The 16,384-nt window shown below is 60.1% G+C and carries 13 protein-coding genes; 11 read left to right on the top strand and 2 right to left on the bottom strand.

From position 1 onward, the window contains the following. Window positions 1-5: 5 nt before the first annotated feature. The 7 genes from fabD (at window position 6) to POF45_RS04195 (ending at window position 8,705) form a co-directional block, all read left to right on the top strand. On the top strand, window positions 6-842 hold the full coding sequence (fabD, locus tag POF45_RS04225; protein ID WP_282315160.1) for an ACP S-malonyltransferase: 837 nt from the start codon (window positions 6-8) through the stop codon (window positions 840-842). Next, entirely contained in the window at window positions 839-2,542 is a 1,704-nt protein-coding gene (panP, locus tag POF45_RS04220) for a pyridoxal-dependent aspartate 1-decarboxylase PanP (protein WP_259494685.1), read from the top strand. The genes fabD and panP overlap by 4 nt, the downstream gene beginning before the upstream one ends. Further along, window positions 2,539-3,348, top strand: coding sequence for a 4'-phosphopantetheinyl transferase family protein (locus POF45_RS04215; protein WP_282315159.1), 810 nt, complete (start codon window positions 2,539-2,541; stop codon window positions 3,346-3,348). Before panP ends, POF45_RS04215 begins: the two co-directional genes overlap by 4 nt. Before the next feature lie 44 nt (window positions 3,349-3,392). Beyond that, window positions 3,393-4,343 (top strand): acyltransferase domain-containing protein, encoded by a 951-nt coding sequence (locus POF45_RS04210; RefSeq protein WP_349016863.1) that lies wholly within the window; start codon window positions 3,393-3,395, stop codon window positions 4,341-4,343. A 431-nt stretch (window positions 4,344-4,774) separates the two neighbouring features. After that, window positions 4,775-6,055, top strand: coding sequence for an HAAAP family serine/threonine permease (locus tag POF45_RS04205; protein WP_259494679.1), 1,281 nt, complete (start codon window positions 4,775-4,777; stop codon window positions 6,053-6,055). A gap of 375 nt (window positions 6,056-6,430) precedes the next feature. Then, window positions 6,431-7,048 (top strand): ParB-like protein, encoded by a 618-nt coding sequence (locus POF45_RS04200; protein ID WP_282315157.1) that lies wholly within the window; start codon window positions 6,431-6,433, stop codon window positions 7,046-7,048. Continuing rightward, window positions 7,038-8,705, top strand: coding sequence for a SulP family inorganic anion transporter (locus POF45_RS04195; RefSeq protein WP_282315156.1), 1,668 nt, complete (start codon window positions 7,038-7,040; stop codon window positions 8,703-8,705). Before POF45_RS04200 ends, POF45_RS04195 begins: the two co-directional genes overlap by 11 nt. Window positions 8,706-8,800: 95 nt before the next feature. Here the strand turns inward: POF45_RS04195 and acnB are convergent, their stop codons facing one another. After that, window positions 8,801-11,410 carry a bifunctional aconitate hydratase 2/2-methylisocitrate dehydratase gene (gene acnB / locus POF45_RS04190; protein ID WP_259503200.1) on the bottom strand — a complete coding sequence of 870 codons (2,610 nt, stop codon included), beginning with the start codon at window positions 11,408-11,410 and terminating at the stop codon, window positions 8,801-8,803. A 468-nt stretch (window positions 11,411-11,878) separates the two neighbouring features. On the opposite strand from acnB, the gene POF45_RS04185 reads away from it, so the two are divergent. Beyond that, on the top strand, window positions 11,879-12,349 hold the full coding sequence (locus POF45_RS04185; RefSeq protein ID WP_259494674.1) for a DUF1289 domain-containing protein: 471 nt from the start codon (window positions 11,879-11,881) through the stop codon (window positions 12,347-12,349). Between the two features lie 162 nt (window positions 12,350-12,511). Here POF45_RS04185 and POF45_RS04180 read toward each other — a convergent pair whose 3' ends face one another. Then, window positions 12,512-13,375, bottom strand: a complete 864-nt coding sequence (locus tag POF45_RS04180; protein ID WP_282315155.1) for a universal stress protein — start codon at window positions 13,373-13,375, stop codon at window positions 12,512-12,514. A 163-nt stretch (window positions 13,376-13,538) separates the two neighbouring features. Between POF45_RS04180 and POF45_RS04175 the strand changes: the two genes are divergently transcribed. The 3 genes from POF45_RS04175 (at window position 13,539) to POF45_RS04165 (ending at window position 16,333) form a co-directional block, all read left to right on the top strand. Beyond that, on the top strand, window positions 13,539-14,147 hold the full coding sequence (locus tag POF45_RS04175) for a MiaE family protein (RefSeq protein WP_105345386.1): 609 nt from the start codon (window positions 13,539-13,541) through the stop codon (window positions 14,145-14,147). Between the two features lie 191 nt (window positions 14,148-14,338). Further along, window positions 14,339-15,046 (top strand): winged helix-turn-helix domain-containing protein, encoded by a 708-nt coding sequence (locus POF45_RS04170; protein ID WP_259494671.1) that lies wholly within the window; start codon window positions 14,339-14,341, stop codon window positions 15,044-15,046. After that, a complete protein-coding gene (locus POF45_RS04165) occupies window positions 15,047-16,333 on the top strand; it encodes an ATP-binding protein (protein ID WP_259494670.1) in 1,287 nt (428 codons plus the stop codon). It begins immediately after the preceding gene. Window positions 16,334-16,384: the final 51 nt, after the last annotated feature.

The following is a 16,384-nucleotide window of genomic DNA, read 5'->3' as shown; positions in this document are numbered from 1 at the left end:
TGAAAATGAAAGCGTATATTTTTCCCGGTCAAGGCTCTCAAACTCAGGGGATGGGTGGAGAGTTGTTCGATGAGTTCGATTTCTATACGCGTCAGGCGGATGAAATCCTCGGCTATTCGATCAGGGAGCTGTGCCTGAACGATCCGCAGCGCCAACTTAACAACACGCTTTACACCCAGCCGGCGCTGTTTACCGTCAACACCTTGTATTACCTGAAGGCCATCCAGGAGGACCCGGCACCGGCAGCCTGTCTGGCCGGGCACAGCCTGGGTGAGTACAACGCGTTGCTGGTCGCGGGGGCGTTCGGTTTCGACGATGGTCTGCGCATTGTCCATAAACGTGCGCAACTGATGAGCAGCGCATCCAGTGGGGGCATGGCGGCGGTGATCAACTGCGACCTCGACAGGCTCCGTGAGTGCTTGAGTCAGGGCGCCCTGGCGGGCATCGATGTGGCCAACTACAACTCGGACTCGCAGATTGTGATTGCAGGGCTGCAATCCGATCTTAGCGCCGCCTACGCGTTGTTTGACGAGCAGAACATTGTCTATGTGCCCCTGAAGGTCAGCGCTGCGTTCCACTCACGCCAGATGGCGCCGCTCAAGGAGGCGTTCGCGGACTTTCTGCGGGGTATCAGGTTTTCCCCGTTGCGAGTGCCGGTGCTGTCCAACATTGACGCCGCTCTATACAGCGATGACAGTCTGGTTGAGCGGTTGTCCGCGCAGTTATGCAGTTCGGTAATGTGGCGCGACTCGGTACTGAACATGCGGGCGACCGGTGTCACGCAGTTCAAGGAAGTCGGTCCGGGGGATGTACTGACCAAGCTCGGTGGAAAAATACTATGACGCAATTCGAGCATGGGATTGACCGCACATTGCCGGACGACGGGGCGCGTCCGGGAGAAGCGGTGTCGGTGCACTTGCAAGCGCTGTTGCGTCTATTCGGTGCTTCCACGGGCAATGGCAGGGTGCTGAACGAACTGGAGCGCACCATCGCGGGAGATCCGGTCGGCTACTTCAACAGCCCGGCGTTCGGTGGCGACATGAAGGAGGCGCTCGAGACCGCGTTCTCGTCCGCCTGCCTTCCAGAGCTGCCGGTGTCTATTGATGAACATGTCCAGCACCTGCAGGACAAGGTGTTCAGCCGTGCAACGCCGACGGCCTCTCCTAGATTTGTCGGCCACATGACCTCGGCGCTGCCCTCGTATCTGTTGCCGTTGGCAAAGATCATGACGGCGCTGAATCAAAATCCGGTGAAGCTGGAAACCTCAAATGCCTTCACGCCGCTGGAGCGCCAGGTCCTGGGGATGCTGCACCAACTGGTCTTTGGTTGCAGCGAGGATTTCTATCGCCAGTCCTTGCAGAGCGGCGAGCATGTGCTGGGTGCATTTTGCGCGGGCGGGACCACGGCCAATATCACGGCCTTGTGGGCGAGTCGAAATAACCTGATGCCCGCCGACCAGGGCTTCGCCGGCGTTGCCCGGGAGGGACTGGCCAGCGGGCTTAAACACTATGGCTACGACGGCCTGGCCTTGTTGGTGTCGGAACGTGGCCATTATTCATTGAAAAAAGCCGCCGATATTCTCGGGATCGGTCAGGACCATCTGATTGCGGTGCCCACCGATGGCGCCGGGCGCATTCGCATTGGCGCCTTGCAAAGCTGTGTTGAACGGTTGCGTCTGGGCAACATCAAGCCGCTGGCGCTGATAGGGATCGCGGGCACCACTGAAACCGGGGCTATCGATAATCTTGATGCCATGGCCGATGTCGCGGGGCAGGCTGGCTGTCATTTCCATGTGGATGCAGCATGGGGCGGTGCGAGCCTGATGTCGGATCGACAACGGCCACTGTTCAAAGGCATTGAACGCGCCGATTCGGTGGTTATCGATGCCCACAAACAACTGTATGTACCGATGGGCGCCGGCCTGGTCTTTTTCAAACGGCCGATGTTGGCCACTGCAATCAGTCAGCACGCCAACTACATCGTGCGCAAGGGTTCCAAAGACCTGGGGCGCCATACCCTTGAGGGCTCGCGCAGCGCGATGGCGATGCTGTTGTACGCCAACCTGCACATTCTGGGGCGCCGAGGGTATGAGCAACTGATTGATCACGGGGTCGACAATGCCCGTTACTTTGCCGAATTGATCAAGCAGCAGGACGACTTCGAACTGCTCAGTGAGCCGCAACTGTGCCTTCTGACTTACCGTCACGTCCCTTCAGTGATCATGCAGGCATTGCGCAAGGCGGATGGTGCACAGTGGGTGGCCTTGCAGGACGGCCTGGATGCGCTGAATGAGGACATTCAGGAGCGCCAGCGTGATGCCGGGCGCTCCTTTGTGTCGCGTACACGGCTGACGCCGGATGTATCGGGGGGGCGCTCGATCTGTGTCTTGCGCGTGGTGCTGGCGAACCCGCTGACCACCCCGTCGATCCTCAAGGACATTCTCCACGAACAACGGGCACTGGCGCTCGACAGTCGGTGCCTGGCGCCGTTGCTGGCGTTGCTGACACCGCCAGCCCAATCCTCGGCTCCGGTCAGGGGATGACGGCTTCCAACCAGAAGGTCGCCGTCCACGAGCTGCTGACATTGCCTCGAGGGAAAGTCGATATGTGGATGGCAACCTGCAGCGACATTGACCCCGCGCTGTCTGGACGCTACCGGGACCAATTGCTCTGCGAAGAGGAGAGGGCGGCTGAGTCGACCTTCCATTTTGCCCGTGACCGTCAGCAATATCTTGTCACTCGCGCCCTGGTGCGTTGCGTGCTCTCTCGGTACAGCGACCGGTTGCCTGCGGATTGGCGGTTCGGCAAAACGGCACACGGTCGCCCGACGATTCTGTGTCCCTCTGAGGAAGAACGTGAGTTGTCGTTCAACATTTCCCATTGTGCGGGTGTGGTGCTGGTTGCGGTCATGAACGGCGGTCAGTTGGGGATCGATACCGAGTCGTACGAGCGAGGCGATGATTTCATCGCCATCGGCCAGCGCTGTTTTACCCGGGGCGAAGTGTCGGCACTCGACTGCCTGCCACCGGCGCAACGATGGCAGCAGTATGTCCGTTACTGGACGCTGAAAGAGGCCTATGTCAAAGCCACGGGAACCGGTCTTGCGACGGTACTCGACAGCTTCGGCTTCCAGATGCCAGACGTAGAGCGCATCGAATGCCGGTTCAACGATCCAGCGTCAGCGGCCACAGATTGGCACTTTAGCCTGCTCGAACCGACCGCCACCCATGTGGCCGCTCTGTGCTGTGCCGGTCACGGAGCACGCGCCCCACACTTGCTGCTGCGTCGAATGCGTCCTCTGGTCGACGAACACTTTGTCGACTTCACACTGTTGGCCCGCTCGGCGTAGAGACCGGCTACCGGGCCTGTGTATTTCTTGAAGAGTCAGAACCCATGAGCCAACGCAAAACCATTTTCATGTACCCCGGACAAGGGTGTCAGTACTTCCACATGTGCAAGACCTTGTTTGCCCACGACACGGTTTTTCGTGACAGTCTCAAACGTCTGGACCGTTGGGTGCAGGCCGAAATCGGCGGGTCGATCATTGACTACGTATTCAATGAACAGGTCAGCGCACTGATCCCCTTCGACGCAACCCTTTACTCCAATCAGGCCGTTTTCTGTTTTGAATATGCCCTGACCCAGTCACTGTTATCCCGTGGTGTTTATCCCGATGTACTGCTGGGAGCCAGTCTGGGGGAGGTGGTGAGTGCGGCGGTATCCGGGGCGCTGAGCCCCAAGGAATGCATCGGTCTGCTGGCCGTGAGCGCTCGGGTGCTGGCGCAGACTTGCGAGCCGGGGGGAATGCTCTCGGTGTTTGCTCCACCCAGTCTGTTCGATGAAGATCGCCTGTTGCACGAGAACTGCGAGATAGCATCGGTGTCCTTTGACAGGCACTTCGTGGTCGCCGCAGAACGCTCGCGGATCGAGCAGGTTGAGGCACACCTCAAGGCGGGCAACCACATCACCAGCCGCTTGCCGGTCGAATACGGGTTTCACTCCTCGGCGATCGACCCTGCCCGTTCGGCGCTGCGTGAGCACTATGGGAACAGCACACCTGGTCATCCGTTGGTGCCGGTGTTCTCCTGCCAGAAAAAAGCGATGATCCGCGCCTATGAAGTCGATCATTTTGATGCAGTGCTCAGAGAGCCGATCTATTTCAAGGAGACGCTGGCCATATTGGAGCTGCAAGGTCCCAATCTGTATGTGGATGTCAGTCCTTCCGGAACCCTGTCGACCTATTGCAAGTACATCCTGCATCCTGACTCGAAGTCCAGAACAGTACCGGTATATACACCGTTTTCGAAGCACGGAACGCTCGATCCTGCGCTATGGTTGCTGTAGTTCGTGAGCCTGGCGGACAGGAGTGCCACCCATCTTTCGCAAGATGGACCGACCGTAAATAAGGGTGTGATTCGGGCGTGTTGTGCCCAAACCTCACATAGAGACTGGACATCTGCGAGCCGTTATCGCTGAGCCCCAATCTTGGTCCCGGTGCCGTGCCAGACACGGCGCTAAATCCGATGGAGGCAGCGACGAGGGACAGTGCCAAATGTCTTGTAATACGGTGCCAAATCTGGCGCGCGCTTACACACAGGAGGGGTGTGTTGGCCCTGAAACCATCTGATCCGCACAACCGCTGCTCAGCTAAGTCTTTGCTTCTGCTCGCTAATCCCGGACAATCGCGCCCCTGTTTCGGCCAGGACGCTGCCTGTCGGTTTTTCCGACTCGTCCTGACCGGGTAGCAACTGACCGGAATGCGGAGATCCCACCGGATGAATGATCAGGCCAAAAGCGTCGACGAACGCTTTGAAGCGGCGGCACCAGTAAGTCTTTCGAGCTGGAATCGCCATGACACCACCTGGATGCTCGGCCTGTTTGGCACGGCCATCGGGGCGGGCACGTTGTTTTTGCCGATCAACGCAGGGCTGGGCGGTTTCTGGCCGCTGGTGATACTGGCGTTGCTGGCGTTCCCCATGACGTTCTACGCCCACCGTGGCCTGACCCGTTTTGTGCTGTCCGGTCGTGAAGGCGCCGACATCACTGAAGTGGTGGAAGAGCATTTCGGCATCAAGGCCGGCGCGCTGATCACCTTGCTGTACTTTTTCGCGATCTTCCCGATCCTGTTGATCTACAGCGTGGCACTGACCAACACCGTGGGTAGTTTCCTCGAACATCAATTGCACATCACGCCGCCGCCACGGGCGATTCTGTCGTTCGTGCTGATCCTCGGCCTGCTGGCGGTGGTGCGTTGCGGTGAGCAGGTGATCGTCAAGGCCATGAGCCTGATGGTGTACCCGTTCATCGTTGCGCTGCTGTTCCTGGCGGTGTTCCTGGTGCCGCACTGGAACGGCGGCATCCTCAGCACCGCGTCCACGCTGCCTGAGCCGTCGGCATTGCTGCACACGTTGTGGCTGGCCATTCCGGTGATGGTGTTCTCGTTCAACCACTCGCCGATCATCTCGGCGTTCGCGGTGGACCAGAAGCGTCGTTATGGCGAACACGCCGAAGAGCGCAGCTCGCAGATCCTGTTTCGCGCCCACGCCTTGATGGTGGTGATGGTGCTGTTCTTCGTCTTCAGTTGCGTGCTGACCCTGTCGCCTGCACAACTGGCTGAGGCCAAGGCGCAGAACCTGTCGATCCTGTCTTACCTGGCCAACCACTTCAGCAATCCGACCATCGCCTTTGCGGCACCGTTGATTGCCTTCGTGGCGATTTCCAAGTCGTTCCTGGGGCACTACATCGGCGCCAGCGAAGGCCTCAAAGGTCTGATCATCAAGAGCGGCAAGCGTCCGGGTGCCAAGGCTCTGGACCGCATGACCGCTGCGTTCATGCTGGTGGTGTGCTGGATTGTCGCGACCCTGAACCCGAGCATCCTGGGCATGATCGAAACCCTGGGTGGCCCGATCATCGCGGCAATCCTGTTCCTGATGCCGATGTACGCCATCCGCAAAGTACCGGCCATGGCGCGTTATCGTGGTCAGGCCTCGAATGTGTTTGTGACGGCGGTGGGTCTGGTGGCGATTTCGGCGTTGATTTATTCGCTGACGGCCTGATGCATAAGTGGGGGCTGTGAGTCTGCCTTCGCGAGCAGGCTCGCTCCGGGCGGCGTTCCTACAAAAGCGGTGTATCAGTCGACTTTGATGTTGAATGACACAGCGCCTTCGCGGGCAAGCCACGCTCCCACAGTGGGTTTGTGCCGAGTCCAGAATATCGGTAACACTGCAATACCCTGTGGGAGCGAGCCTGCTCGCGAAAGCGGTGTGTCAGTCGACGTTGATGTTGAATGACACAGCGCCTTCGTCGGAACGCCGCCCGGAGCGAGCTTGCTCCCACATTTCATCTTTGTTCAGTCTCCCCATCTGATCCAGCGCACACATCCCAAGGCATAAGCGGCTACGCTAGAGAAGCCATTTCTCTGGAGAGTTTCCATGCCCCGTGCCCACCCGCAATTGATCAGCGCCAAACTGGAAAAACTTCGGCCCACGCAACTCACGGTCGGCCTGGCCGAGGTGGCGGCCAAGCGTCTGGAGTGGAAGAAGCTCAAGCGCAAAGAGCGTGCTGCGGCGATTGATCACCACTGGTTTCCCAGTGTGTTGGGGCCGGACGGCGACTACTACATCGTCGATCATCACCACTTTGGCCTTGCGTTGCTGCAAGAAGAGGTCAAGCGCGTTTCGCTGCTGGTGCTCAAGGACCTGTCGTTTGTCGACCCGGTGACGTTCTGGAATGTGATGAACTTCAACCAGTGGGCCCACCCGTACGACAGTCGGGGCGCCAGGCGTTCCTTCGAGGCCATTCCCAAACGCATCGTCGACCTGCCGGACGATCCCTATCGCAGCCTCGCCGGGTTCCTGCGCCAGGCCGGTGGCTACGCCAAGGATGCCACGCCCTACAGCGAGTTCCTGTGGGCGGACTTCTTTCGCAGTCGTATCGCCAGCGACCTGATCAACGACCAGGGGCCAAAATTGCAGGCCAAAGCCATGGGCCTGGCCCGCAGTCAGGAGGCTCGGTATCTGCCGGGCTGGGTGGGGCCGATTGTCAACTGAGCCGTCGAGCGTCGCCGTCTCTTCTCGCCCCGAAGCACCCAACCGCTGGCAAGACCTGCTGGCCGGGTTATCGATTGCCGGGCTGTTGCTGCCTGAAGCGGTGGCTTATTCGAGCATTGCCGCGTTGCCGCCACAGGCCGGGGTGATCGCGCTGTTTGCCGGGTTGTTGTGCTACGCGCTGATGGGCACCAGCCGTTTTGCGATTGTCTCGGCAACCTCGTCTTCGGCGGCGGTACTGGCGGCTGCCACGGCCTCACTGGCCGGCGGTGATGCGTCTTTGCGCCTGACTCTGGCTGTCGCGCTGGTGCTGGTCACCGGGGCGCTGTTCCTGATCGCGGGGCTGCTCAAGCTGGGCAGCGTGACGTCATTCATTGCCAAGCCGGTGTTGCGTGGTTTTGCCTTCGGCCTGGCAGTGACCATCATCCTCAAGCAGGTGGCGAACGTGGTTGATGTTCACCTGACGGACATCAACCTGATCCGTTTTCTGCCACAGCTGCTGGAGCAGTGGCCGCAGTGGAACCGGGTTGGCGCGCTGGTGGCTGCGGTGGCGTTGCTGGTGCTCATGCTGTGCGCCCGTTTTCGCCGCGTGCCTGGTGGCCTGTTGGTGGTGGCGCTGGGCATTGTCGCCAGCCACTGGCTGAATCTGCCAGCTTATGGCGTGCAACTGATCGGGGTGATTGACCTGAGCCTGGAAATGCCGCGTCTGCCGCTGCTGCCGTTTGCCGACTGGCTGCGCCTGGGCGAACTGGCGTTTGCCATGGTGATGATTCTGTATGCCGAGTCTTATGGATCGATCAGTTCGTTTGCCCTGAAACATGGCGACCGGGTGTCGTCGAATCGCGATTTGCTGGCACTGGGTGCGTCGAATCTGTTGTCCGGTCTGTTCCATGGCATGCCGGCCGGTGCTGGCTATTCTGCTACCTCAGCCAACGAGGCGGCGGGCGCGACCTCGAAGCTGGCGGGCATCGTGGCGGCGGCTGTGGTGTTGCTCATCGTGTTGACGGTGCTGCCATATATCGCCCTGACGCCGGAACCGGTACTGGCTGCCATCGTCATTCATGCACTGGGCCGTGGCTTGAGTTTGCAGCCGCTGGGCCGCTATTTCATCTGGCGTCGTGACCGGGTGCTGGTGATCTGCGCAGTGGCGGCGGTGTTGGTGTTGGGGGTGTTGGACGGCTTGCTGGTGGCGGTGGCGATCAGTGTGGTGCTGATGCTCAAGCAGATGTCGTCGGCGGACATCCAAGTGTTGGGACAGATGGGCAGCGGTCATGACTATGTCGATGTACAACGCCATCCGGATGCCCGACAGATTCCCGATGTGCTGATTGTACGGCCCGGCGAGGCGTTGTTTTTCGCCAACGTGGAACGCATTCTCGGTGGTGCCCTGCGGCTGGCCCGGCATGCTTCGCCGCCGGTGCACACCATCATTCTCAGCCTGGAAGAATCGCCTGATCTGGACGGCACCAGCATTGAAGCGCTGGAGGCGTTTTTCCTGCAGGTGCGGGCCGAGGACAAACTGCTGATCCTGGCGCGACTCAAGCATGAGGCGCAGAGCGTGCTGTTGAAGTTGCCGGAGCAGGAGAGGGAGCAGGTGGTGTTCAGCGATTTGAGTGTGGATGGAGCGGTGCAAGTGGCACTCAAGTCGCACACTGTCTGACCCACAGGGGAGACGGGGTGGATTTGGCATTGTGTACAGGCATAAAAAAACGCCGCTCATCTCGCGATGGGCGGCGTTTTCATTGCGTTGCAGCGTTAGGCTTGAACGACCGGAATGTTGGCGTTCGCAGCAGCTTCACGGAACTCGGCAATCTGGTCGAAGGACAGGTAGCGGTAGACATCGGCCGCCATGCTGTCGATCTTGCCAGCGTATTCCATGTACTCCTCGACGGTCGGCAGGCGACCCAGGATGGAAGCAACAGACGCCAGCTCGGCCGAAGCCAGGTAGACGTTCGCGCCGTCACCCAGACGGTTCGGGAAGTTACGGGTCGACGTCGACACCACAGTCGAGTTCGGCTCTACGCGTGCCTGGTTACCCATGCACAGCGAGCAGCCCGGCATTTCCATGCGCGCGCCGGCCTTGCCGTAGATGCCGTAGTAGCCTTCTTCGGTCAGTTGGTGAGCGTCCATCTTGGTCGGCGGCGACAGCCACAGACGGGTTGGCAGCTGACCCTTGACCTGATCCAGCAGTTTACCGGCAGCGCGGAAGTGACCAATGTTGGTCATGCACGAACCGATGAACACTTCGTCGATCTTCTCACCAGCAACGCTGGACAGCAGACGGGCGTCGTCCGGATCGTTTGGCGCGCAGAGCACAGGCTCCTTGATGTCGGCCAGGTCGATTTCGATGACTTCAGCGTATTCGGCGTCAGCATCGGCAACCATCAGCTCAGGGTTGGCAACCCAGGCTTCCATCGCTTGGGCGCGACGTTCCAGCGTACGTGCATCGCCGTAGCCTTCGCCGATCATCCAGCGCAGCAGGGTGATGTTGGAGTTCAGGTACTCGGTGATCGACTCTTTCGACAGCTTGATGGTGCAACCGGCAGCCGAACGTTCGGCCGAGGCGTCGGACAGCTCGAAAGCCTGCTCGATGCTCAGGTTGTCCAGGCCTTCGATTTCCAGGATGCGGCCGGAGAAGGCGTTCTTCTTGCCTTTCTTCTCGACGGTCAGCAGGCCAGCCTGGATCGCGAAGTAAGGAATGGCGTGAACCAGGTCACGCAGGGTCACGCCCGGCTGCATTTTGCCTTTGAAGCGCACCAGGATCGATTCCGGCATGTCCAGCGGCATGACGCCGGTGGCAGCAGCAAACGCAACCAGACCGGAACCGGCCGGGAACGAAATGCCCATTGGGAAGCGGGTGTGCGAGTCACCACCGGTACCGACGGTGTCCGGCAGCAGCATGCGGTTCAGCCAGCTGTGGATGATGCCGTCCCCCGGACGCAGGGAAACGCCGCCGCGGGTCATGATGAAGTCAGGCAGGGTGTGGTGGGTGGTCACGTCGATCGGCTTTGGATACGCCGCGGTGTGGCAGAAGGACTGCATCACCAGGTCGGTCGAGAAGCCCAGGCACGCCAGGTCTTTCAGTTCGTCACGGGTCATTGGACCGGTGGTGTCCTGGGAGCCGACGGTGGTCATTTTCGGTTCGCAGTAAGTACCCGGACGAACGCCTTTGCCTTCTGGCAGACCGCAAGCCTTGCCGACCATTTTCTGTGCCAGGGTGTAGCCCTTGCCGGTGTCGACAGGTGCTTCAGGCAGTTTGAACAGATCGGTAGGGCCCAGGCCCAGTTCGGCGCGAGCCTTGTCGGTCAGGCCGCGACCGATGATCAGCGGGATACGGCCGCCAGCACGAACTTCGTCCAACAGGACCGGGGTCTTCATTTCGAAGGTGGTCAGGACTTCGTCGGTGCCGTGCTTGCAGACTTTGCCAGCATGCGGATACAGGTCGATCACGTCGCCCATGTTCATGTTGGTAACGTCGAACTCGATCGGCAGTGCGCCGGCATCTTCCATGGTGTTGTAGAAGATCGGAGCGATCTTGCTGCCGAAGCAGAAACCGCCAGCACGCTTGTTCGGTACGTAAGGAACGTCGTCGCCGAAGAACCACAGCACCGAGTTGGTCGCCGATTTACGCGACGAACCGGTACCGACCACGTCACCGACGTAGGCGATAGGGAAGCCTTGACCGCGCATTTCTTCGATCTGCTTCATCGGGCCGGTGACGCCTTGAGCGTCAGGCACGATGCCTTCACGGGCCATTTTCAGCATGGCCAGGGCGTGCAGCGGGATATCCGGGCGGGACCAGGCATCCGGGGCAGGGGACAGGTCGTCGGTGTTGGTTTCGCCGGTGACCTTGAACACGCGCAGGCTGATCTTGTCGGCCAGGACAGGGCGGTTGCGGAACCACTCGCCGTCAGCCCAGGACTGGATCACGCCTTTGGCATGTTCGTTGCCGTTTTTGGCTTTTTCGGCCACGTCGTGGAACGCATCGAACATCAGCAGGGTGTGCTTGAGTTGAGCGGCAGCGACAGGGGCCAGTTCGGCGCTGTCGAGCAGGTCAACCAGGGTCACGATGTTGTAGCCGCCCTGCATGGTGCCGAGCAGTTCAACAGCGCGTTTCTTGTCGATCAGAGGGGAGGTGGCTTCGCCCTTGGCCAGGGCAGACAGGAAGCCGGCCTTTACATAGGCCGCTTCGTCCACGCCAGGCGGAATGCGATTGGTGATCAGGTCAACGAGGAAAGCTTCTTCGCCAGCCGGGGGATTTTTCAGCAGCTCGACCAGGCCGGCTGTTTGTTCGGCGTTAAGCGGCTGGGGAACGATACCCAGTGCTGCACGCTCTTCGATATGTTTGCGGTAGGCTTCAAGCACAGTTATTACCCTCATCAGTGGTCCCAAATGGGTGTCCGGGACGCTCATCCCGAAATTGCCGTACTCATGCGCCGCGCGGCGTTGTGGGCCGCTTGGCCAGAATTACCGGCAATTCCTTACAGAAGCTGCTTTCAAAGTTTTACGCCTGCAGAACGGGGAGCTGATGAGGGTTGGCGTTGGGCTTTTCCCCGCTGGAAAAACCCGTCGCCAACACCGCTCTGAAGGAACGACTGTGCTCGTGACGCTTTGAAAACAGCTTCTAACGGACATTGGCGCCTTAAAAGGCTGGCTGATTCTACGGCAAAAAAAATTTAAAGGTAAGTCAGGGGGTATTGGACTTTGGTGGCGAGTCGCGTTGCCGGGCCAAAGTCCGACAGACCCCGAGACCCTGAACTTTGAGGGGTGATGAATGTTGGGCAAAGGGCTAACATGCTGACCTGTTCTGCTTTCCTGATGTTTTGCCTATCTATGCCCAATCAGACTATCAAGACCCCCTGCGTCGGCCTCTGCTCCACCGTTTACGGTGATCTGGTGTGCCGTGGCTGCAAGCGTTTCCACCATGAAGTGATCAATTGGAACGGTTACAACGAGGAGGAAAAGCGTGCGGTGTGGCTGCGTCTTGAGCAGTTGCTGTCACAAGTGATGGCCAGCAAGCTGGAAGTGTTCGATCCGCGTCTGCTGCGCCAGCAGCTTGAGCAACGCAAAATTCGTTTTGTGCCGCATCAGTCGGAGTATTGCTGGGCCTACCAATTGATCGCCCGGGGTGCGCGGGTGATCAATAACCTGGAGGCGTATGGCATGGTGCTGATGCCGGAGTTTCGCGAGTGGAACCTGCCGGAACTGCGCGATGCCATTGATCGGGAGTTTTTCCTTCTGTCTGAAGCGCATTACGAGCGCTACATTGCGCCGGGTTTCCTCAAGGACGCCTTCAGCGGCTGATCCTGGATTCTGCGGCGAGTGAGCTTGTTGTGGCGAGGGCGCTTGCCCCCGCTGGGCTGCGAAGCGGGCCCGAATGCTTGTGAGCGCTACGCACTCAAGCGGGAGCAAGCTTCCTCGCCACAGAAGCGCCCTGACACCCTCCTTGCGACAACCGTCAGGCGCTCAATGCCGCGTCACCACCTCTTCCAGATGGTCCATGATGTCTTCCGGCTTGAGCACCAGCACATCGCTCTCCACCGCATCCAGCACCACTTCTGCCGTATTGCCGATCAACGCCCCGGACAACCCGGTGCGCGCCACGGTGCCGATGACCACCACCGCCGCCTGAAGCTTGTGCACCGTGTGCGGAATCAGCACGTCCGCCGGGCCTTCCTCGATGTGCAGATGCGCATCGTCTATGTCGAACTCGGCCTGGAACGCCTTGCACTGCTCGCGGTACTTGGCCTCGATGGTTTCGCGCAGTTGAAACACCGGGTCCGCCGACGACAGCATCGGTGACGGGTGGGCGCTCACCACATGCAACTGAGCCTTGGCCAGCGCGGCGATGTCGTAGCCATGATCGACGATGCACGCGTGCAGGGAGCGGTGCTCGGCATCCGTGTTACCGACGTCGATCGCCGCCAGAATCACGCCACCCGCCCAGGGTTTGCAGGTCTTCACCAGCAATACCGGCGTCGGGCAATAGCGCAGCAGTTTCCAGTCCGCCGGGGTCAGCAGGGCCTTTTTCAGGGGGCTGTCGGGGAAGTGTTGCTTGACCACCAACCCGCAGCCTTCGGCCTGCTGCACGTCGACGATGGTTTCGTGCAGGCTTTCGTTCCACGCCTGTTCGGTGGTGACGCTGTAGCCGTCCTGCAACAGCGCGGCCTTGAGCACGCCCAACATGCCACTGTGGTCGTGCTTTTTATCGCACACCAGCAGGTGCAGATGGGCCTGGGTCACGCCGGCGATCAACTTGGCCCGTTTAAGCGCCAGGCTTTCCGCGTGTTCGGGTTCGATGACCACCAGAATGCTGCGAATGGCTTGCATGTGCGGGCTCTCCAGAAAAGTAAGAAGCGGGGGCGTTGCACAACTATAGTTGCTGGTCGTGAACCGGGTACTTGATGCATATCAACGGTGGCGACTGGTGGTCTGCCGACGGGCCGGTATAATCGGCGCCCTTCGCTCGAAAACCTTTTTATCCGTGAGCCCCATGATCCTTCCCGAAATTCACGAGTTCCTCGGCTGCCGCACCCCCGACGGCTGGGTCCAAGCCGCGCTGGCCGATCAGGAAACCCTGCTGATCGACCACAAGAACTGCGAGTTCAAGGCCGCCAGCACGGCGTTGAGCCTGATCGCCAAGTACCACTCCCACGTTGACCTGATCAACCTGATGTCGCGCCTGGCCCGGGAAGAGCTGGTGCACCACGAGCAGGTCATGCGCCTGATGAAAAAGCGCAAGATCGAGCTGCGTCAGCTGTCCGCCGGGCGTTACGCCTCGGGCCTGCGCAAAGTGGTGCGCAGTCACGAACCGGTGAAACTGGTGGATACGCTGGTGGTCGGTGCTTTTATCGAGGCCCGCAGTTGCGAGCGTTTCGAGGCATTGGTGCCGCATCTGGACGAAGAACTGGGCAAGTTCTACTTCGGTTTGCTGAAAAGCGAAGCCCGGCATTTCCAGGGCTATCTGAAACTGGCTTACCAGTACGGTGATGCCAAGGATATCGCTCAGGTCATCGACCGCGTTCGTGCGGCCGAGCAGGAGTTGATCGAGTCGCCGGACGTGGAATTCCGCTTTCACAGCGGCGTGCCCGCCGCCGCATGAAGATCAAAAGATCGTCCGAACGCAGCCCGAGCGTTCATCGTCGTGATTTGAATTGTTAAAAACTCTTAAGAGTATGAAACATCACCCAAAACCGGCCCCGAGGCCGGTTTTTGCTGCCTGTCATACGCGTGCGCCCGCCGATTGCCGCCATAATGGCGCCCACTTCATTCATGGGTTGGCAGACGGTCGTTATGGATAACCTGGGTTTTGGCAAAGTATTGCTGGTGGAAGACGACGAAAAACTCGCGGGGCTGATCGCCTATTTCCTGTCCCAACATGGTTTCGAGGTCCAGACGGTGTTCCGTGGCGACCTGGCGCTGGCGGCGTTCCTCGACTTCAAGCCAAAAATCGTCGTGCTCGACCTGATGTTGCCGGGCCAGAGCGGTTTGCATGTGTGCCGGGAAATCCGCAGTGTGTCCGATACGCCCATCGTCATTCTGACGGCCAAGGAAGACGATCTTGACCACATCCTCGGCCTGGAATCCGGCGCCGACGATTACGTGATCAAACCGATCAAGCCCCCTGTACTGCTGGCCCGCCTGCGCGCCTTGCAACGTCGCCAGGCGCCGGACAACGCGGTGTGCAGTGCACTGGAGTTCGGCAACCTGAGTATCGACCGCAGTTGCCGTGAAGTGCGCCTGGCGGGCGAGGGCATCGAGCTCAGCACCATGGAGTTCGAACTGCTCTGGCTGCTGGCCAGCGCCGCTGGCAAGACCCTGACCCGTGACGACATCCTCAACCGGATGCGCGGCATCGCCTTCGATGGTCTGAACCGCAGCGTCGATGTGTACATCAGCAAGCTGCGGGCCAAGCTCAAGGACAATCCGCGTGAGCCGATCTGCATCAAGACCGTGTGGGGCAAGGGTTATCTGTTCAATCCGTTTGCGTGGGAGCTGTAGATGCTGCGTCTTTATTTCGGGCTGTTCATCATGCTGGCCGTCGGGCTGGTGGCGTCGCTGGAAGTGGTCGACCGCACCTTCAACGCGCTGCTCGACGGCACTTTGAAAACCTATAACCGTGATGCCGTGCGCGGTCCGGCGTATTCGCTGGCGGAGCAGTTGCGCCCGTTGGACAAACCCGCTCGTGCGCAGCAAATCCAGCAACTGCAACCGCACTACGGGTTGCAGCTGGGGCTGGTCGAGGCCGGCGAGCTGGCGCTCAGTGACACGGAAAAAACCGAGCTGGCCAATCACACACTGGTGGTGCGCAAGAACTACACACGGTTCATCTCGCGCATTGACGACAGCGACCAGTTACTCAGCATCGAAATGCCCCCCGAAACCCAACTCAATACGCTGTACATGGTCGCCGCCTATTCGATGCTCGGGGTGTTGCTGGGGATCGTGCTGTTCTTCTGGGTGCGACCGCACTGGCGCGATCTGGAGAAATTGCGTCTGGCGGCGCAACGCTTTGGCGATAACAATCTGTCGACGCGCATTGAATTGTCCAAACGCTCGAACATCCGCGACCTGGCGGAGCACTTCAACCTGATGGCCGCACGCATCGAAGGCCTGATCGCCAATCAGCGTGAGCTGACCAATGCGGTGTCCCACGAACTGCGCACGCCGATTGCCCGGTTATCGTTCGAGCTCGACCAGCTCAAGCAACAGCCCGATCCGACCCAGAATCGCGAACTGATCGCCGACATGTACGCCGACCTCGGCGAGCTGGAGGAAATGGTCTCCGAACTGCTGACCTACGCCAGCCTTGAGCGCGGCGCCACGGTGATTACCCGCGAGAACATTCAGGCCAGCAGCTGGCTCGACAGCGTGGTGGGCAGCGTCGCGCTGGAAGCGGAAGCGGCGGGGGTGCAGCTGCTGATTGTCGAGTGTCAGGTCGAGCACGTCCGCATCGAGCCACGGTTCATGGCCCGTGCGGTGATCAATCTGCTGCGCAATGCCATTCGCTATGCCGAGCGGCGGGTCGAGGTGTCGCTGGTACGCACGGGTGATCATTACGAAGTGCGGGTCAACGACGACGGGCCGGGCGTGCCGGTGGACGGGCGGGAGAAGATCTTCGAACCGTTCGCCCGCCTGGACGCCAGCCGCGACCGGCGTACTGGCGGGTTTGGCCTGGGACTGGCGCTGGTGCGCCGGGTGTCGCACTCCCATGGCGGGCAGGTGCAAGTGGCGGAATCGCCGTGGGGCGGGGCGTCGTTTTGCATGACCTGGGCGCATCTGGATTAGGCTTTTGTGGTGCTCTGACTGGCCTCTTCGCGGGCAAGCCCCCACATTGGA

It is taken from the genome of Pseudomonas fungipugnans, from assembly GCF_029955235.1.
Lineage (GTDB): Bacteria > Pseudomonadota > Gammaproteobacteria > Pseudomonadales > Pseudomonadaceae > Aquipseudomonas > Aquipseudomonas fungipugnans.
This window is presented reverse-complemented; position numbering and strand designations above follow the sequence as displayed.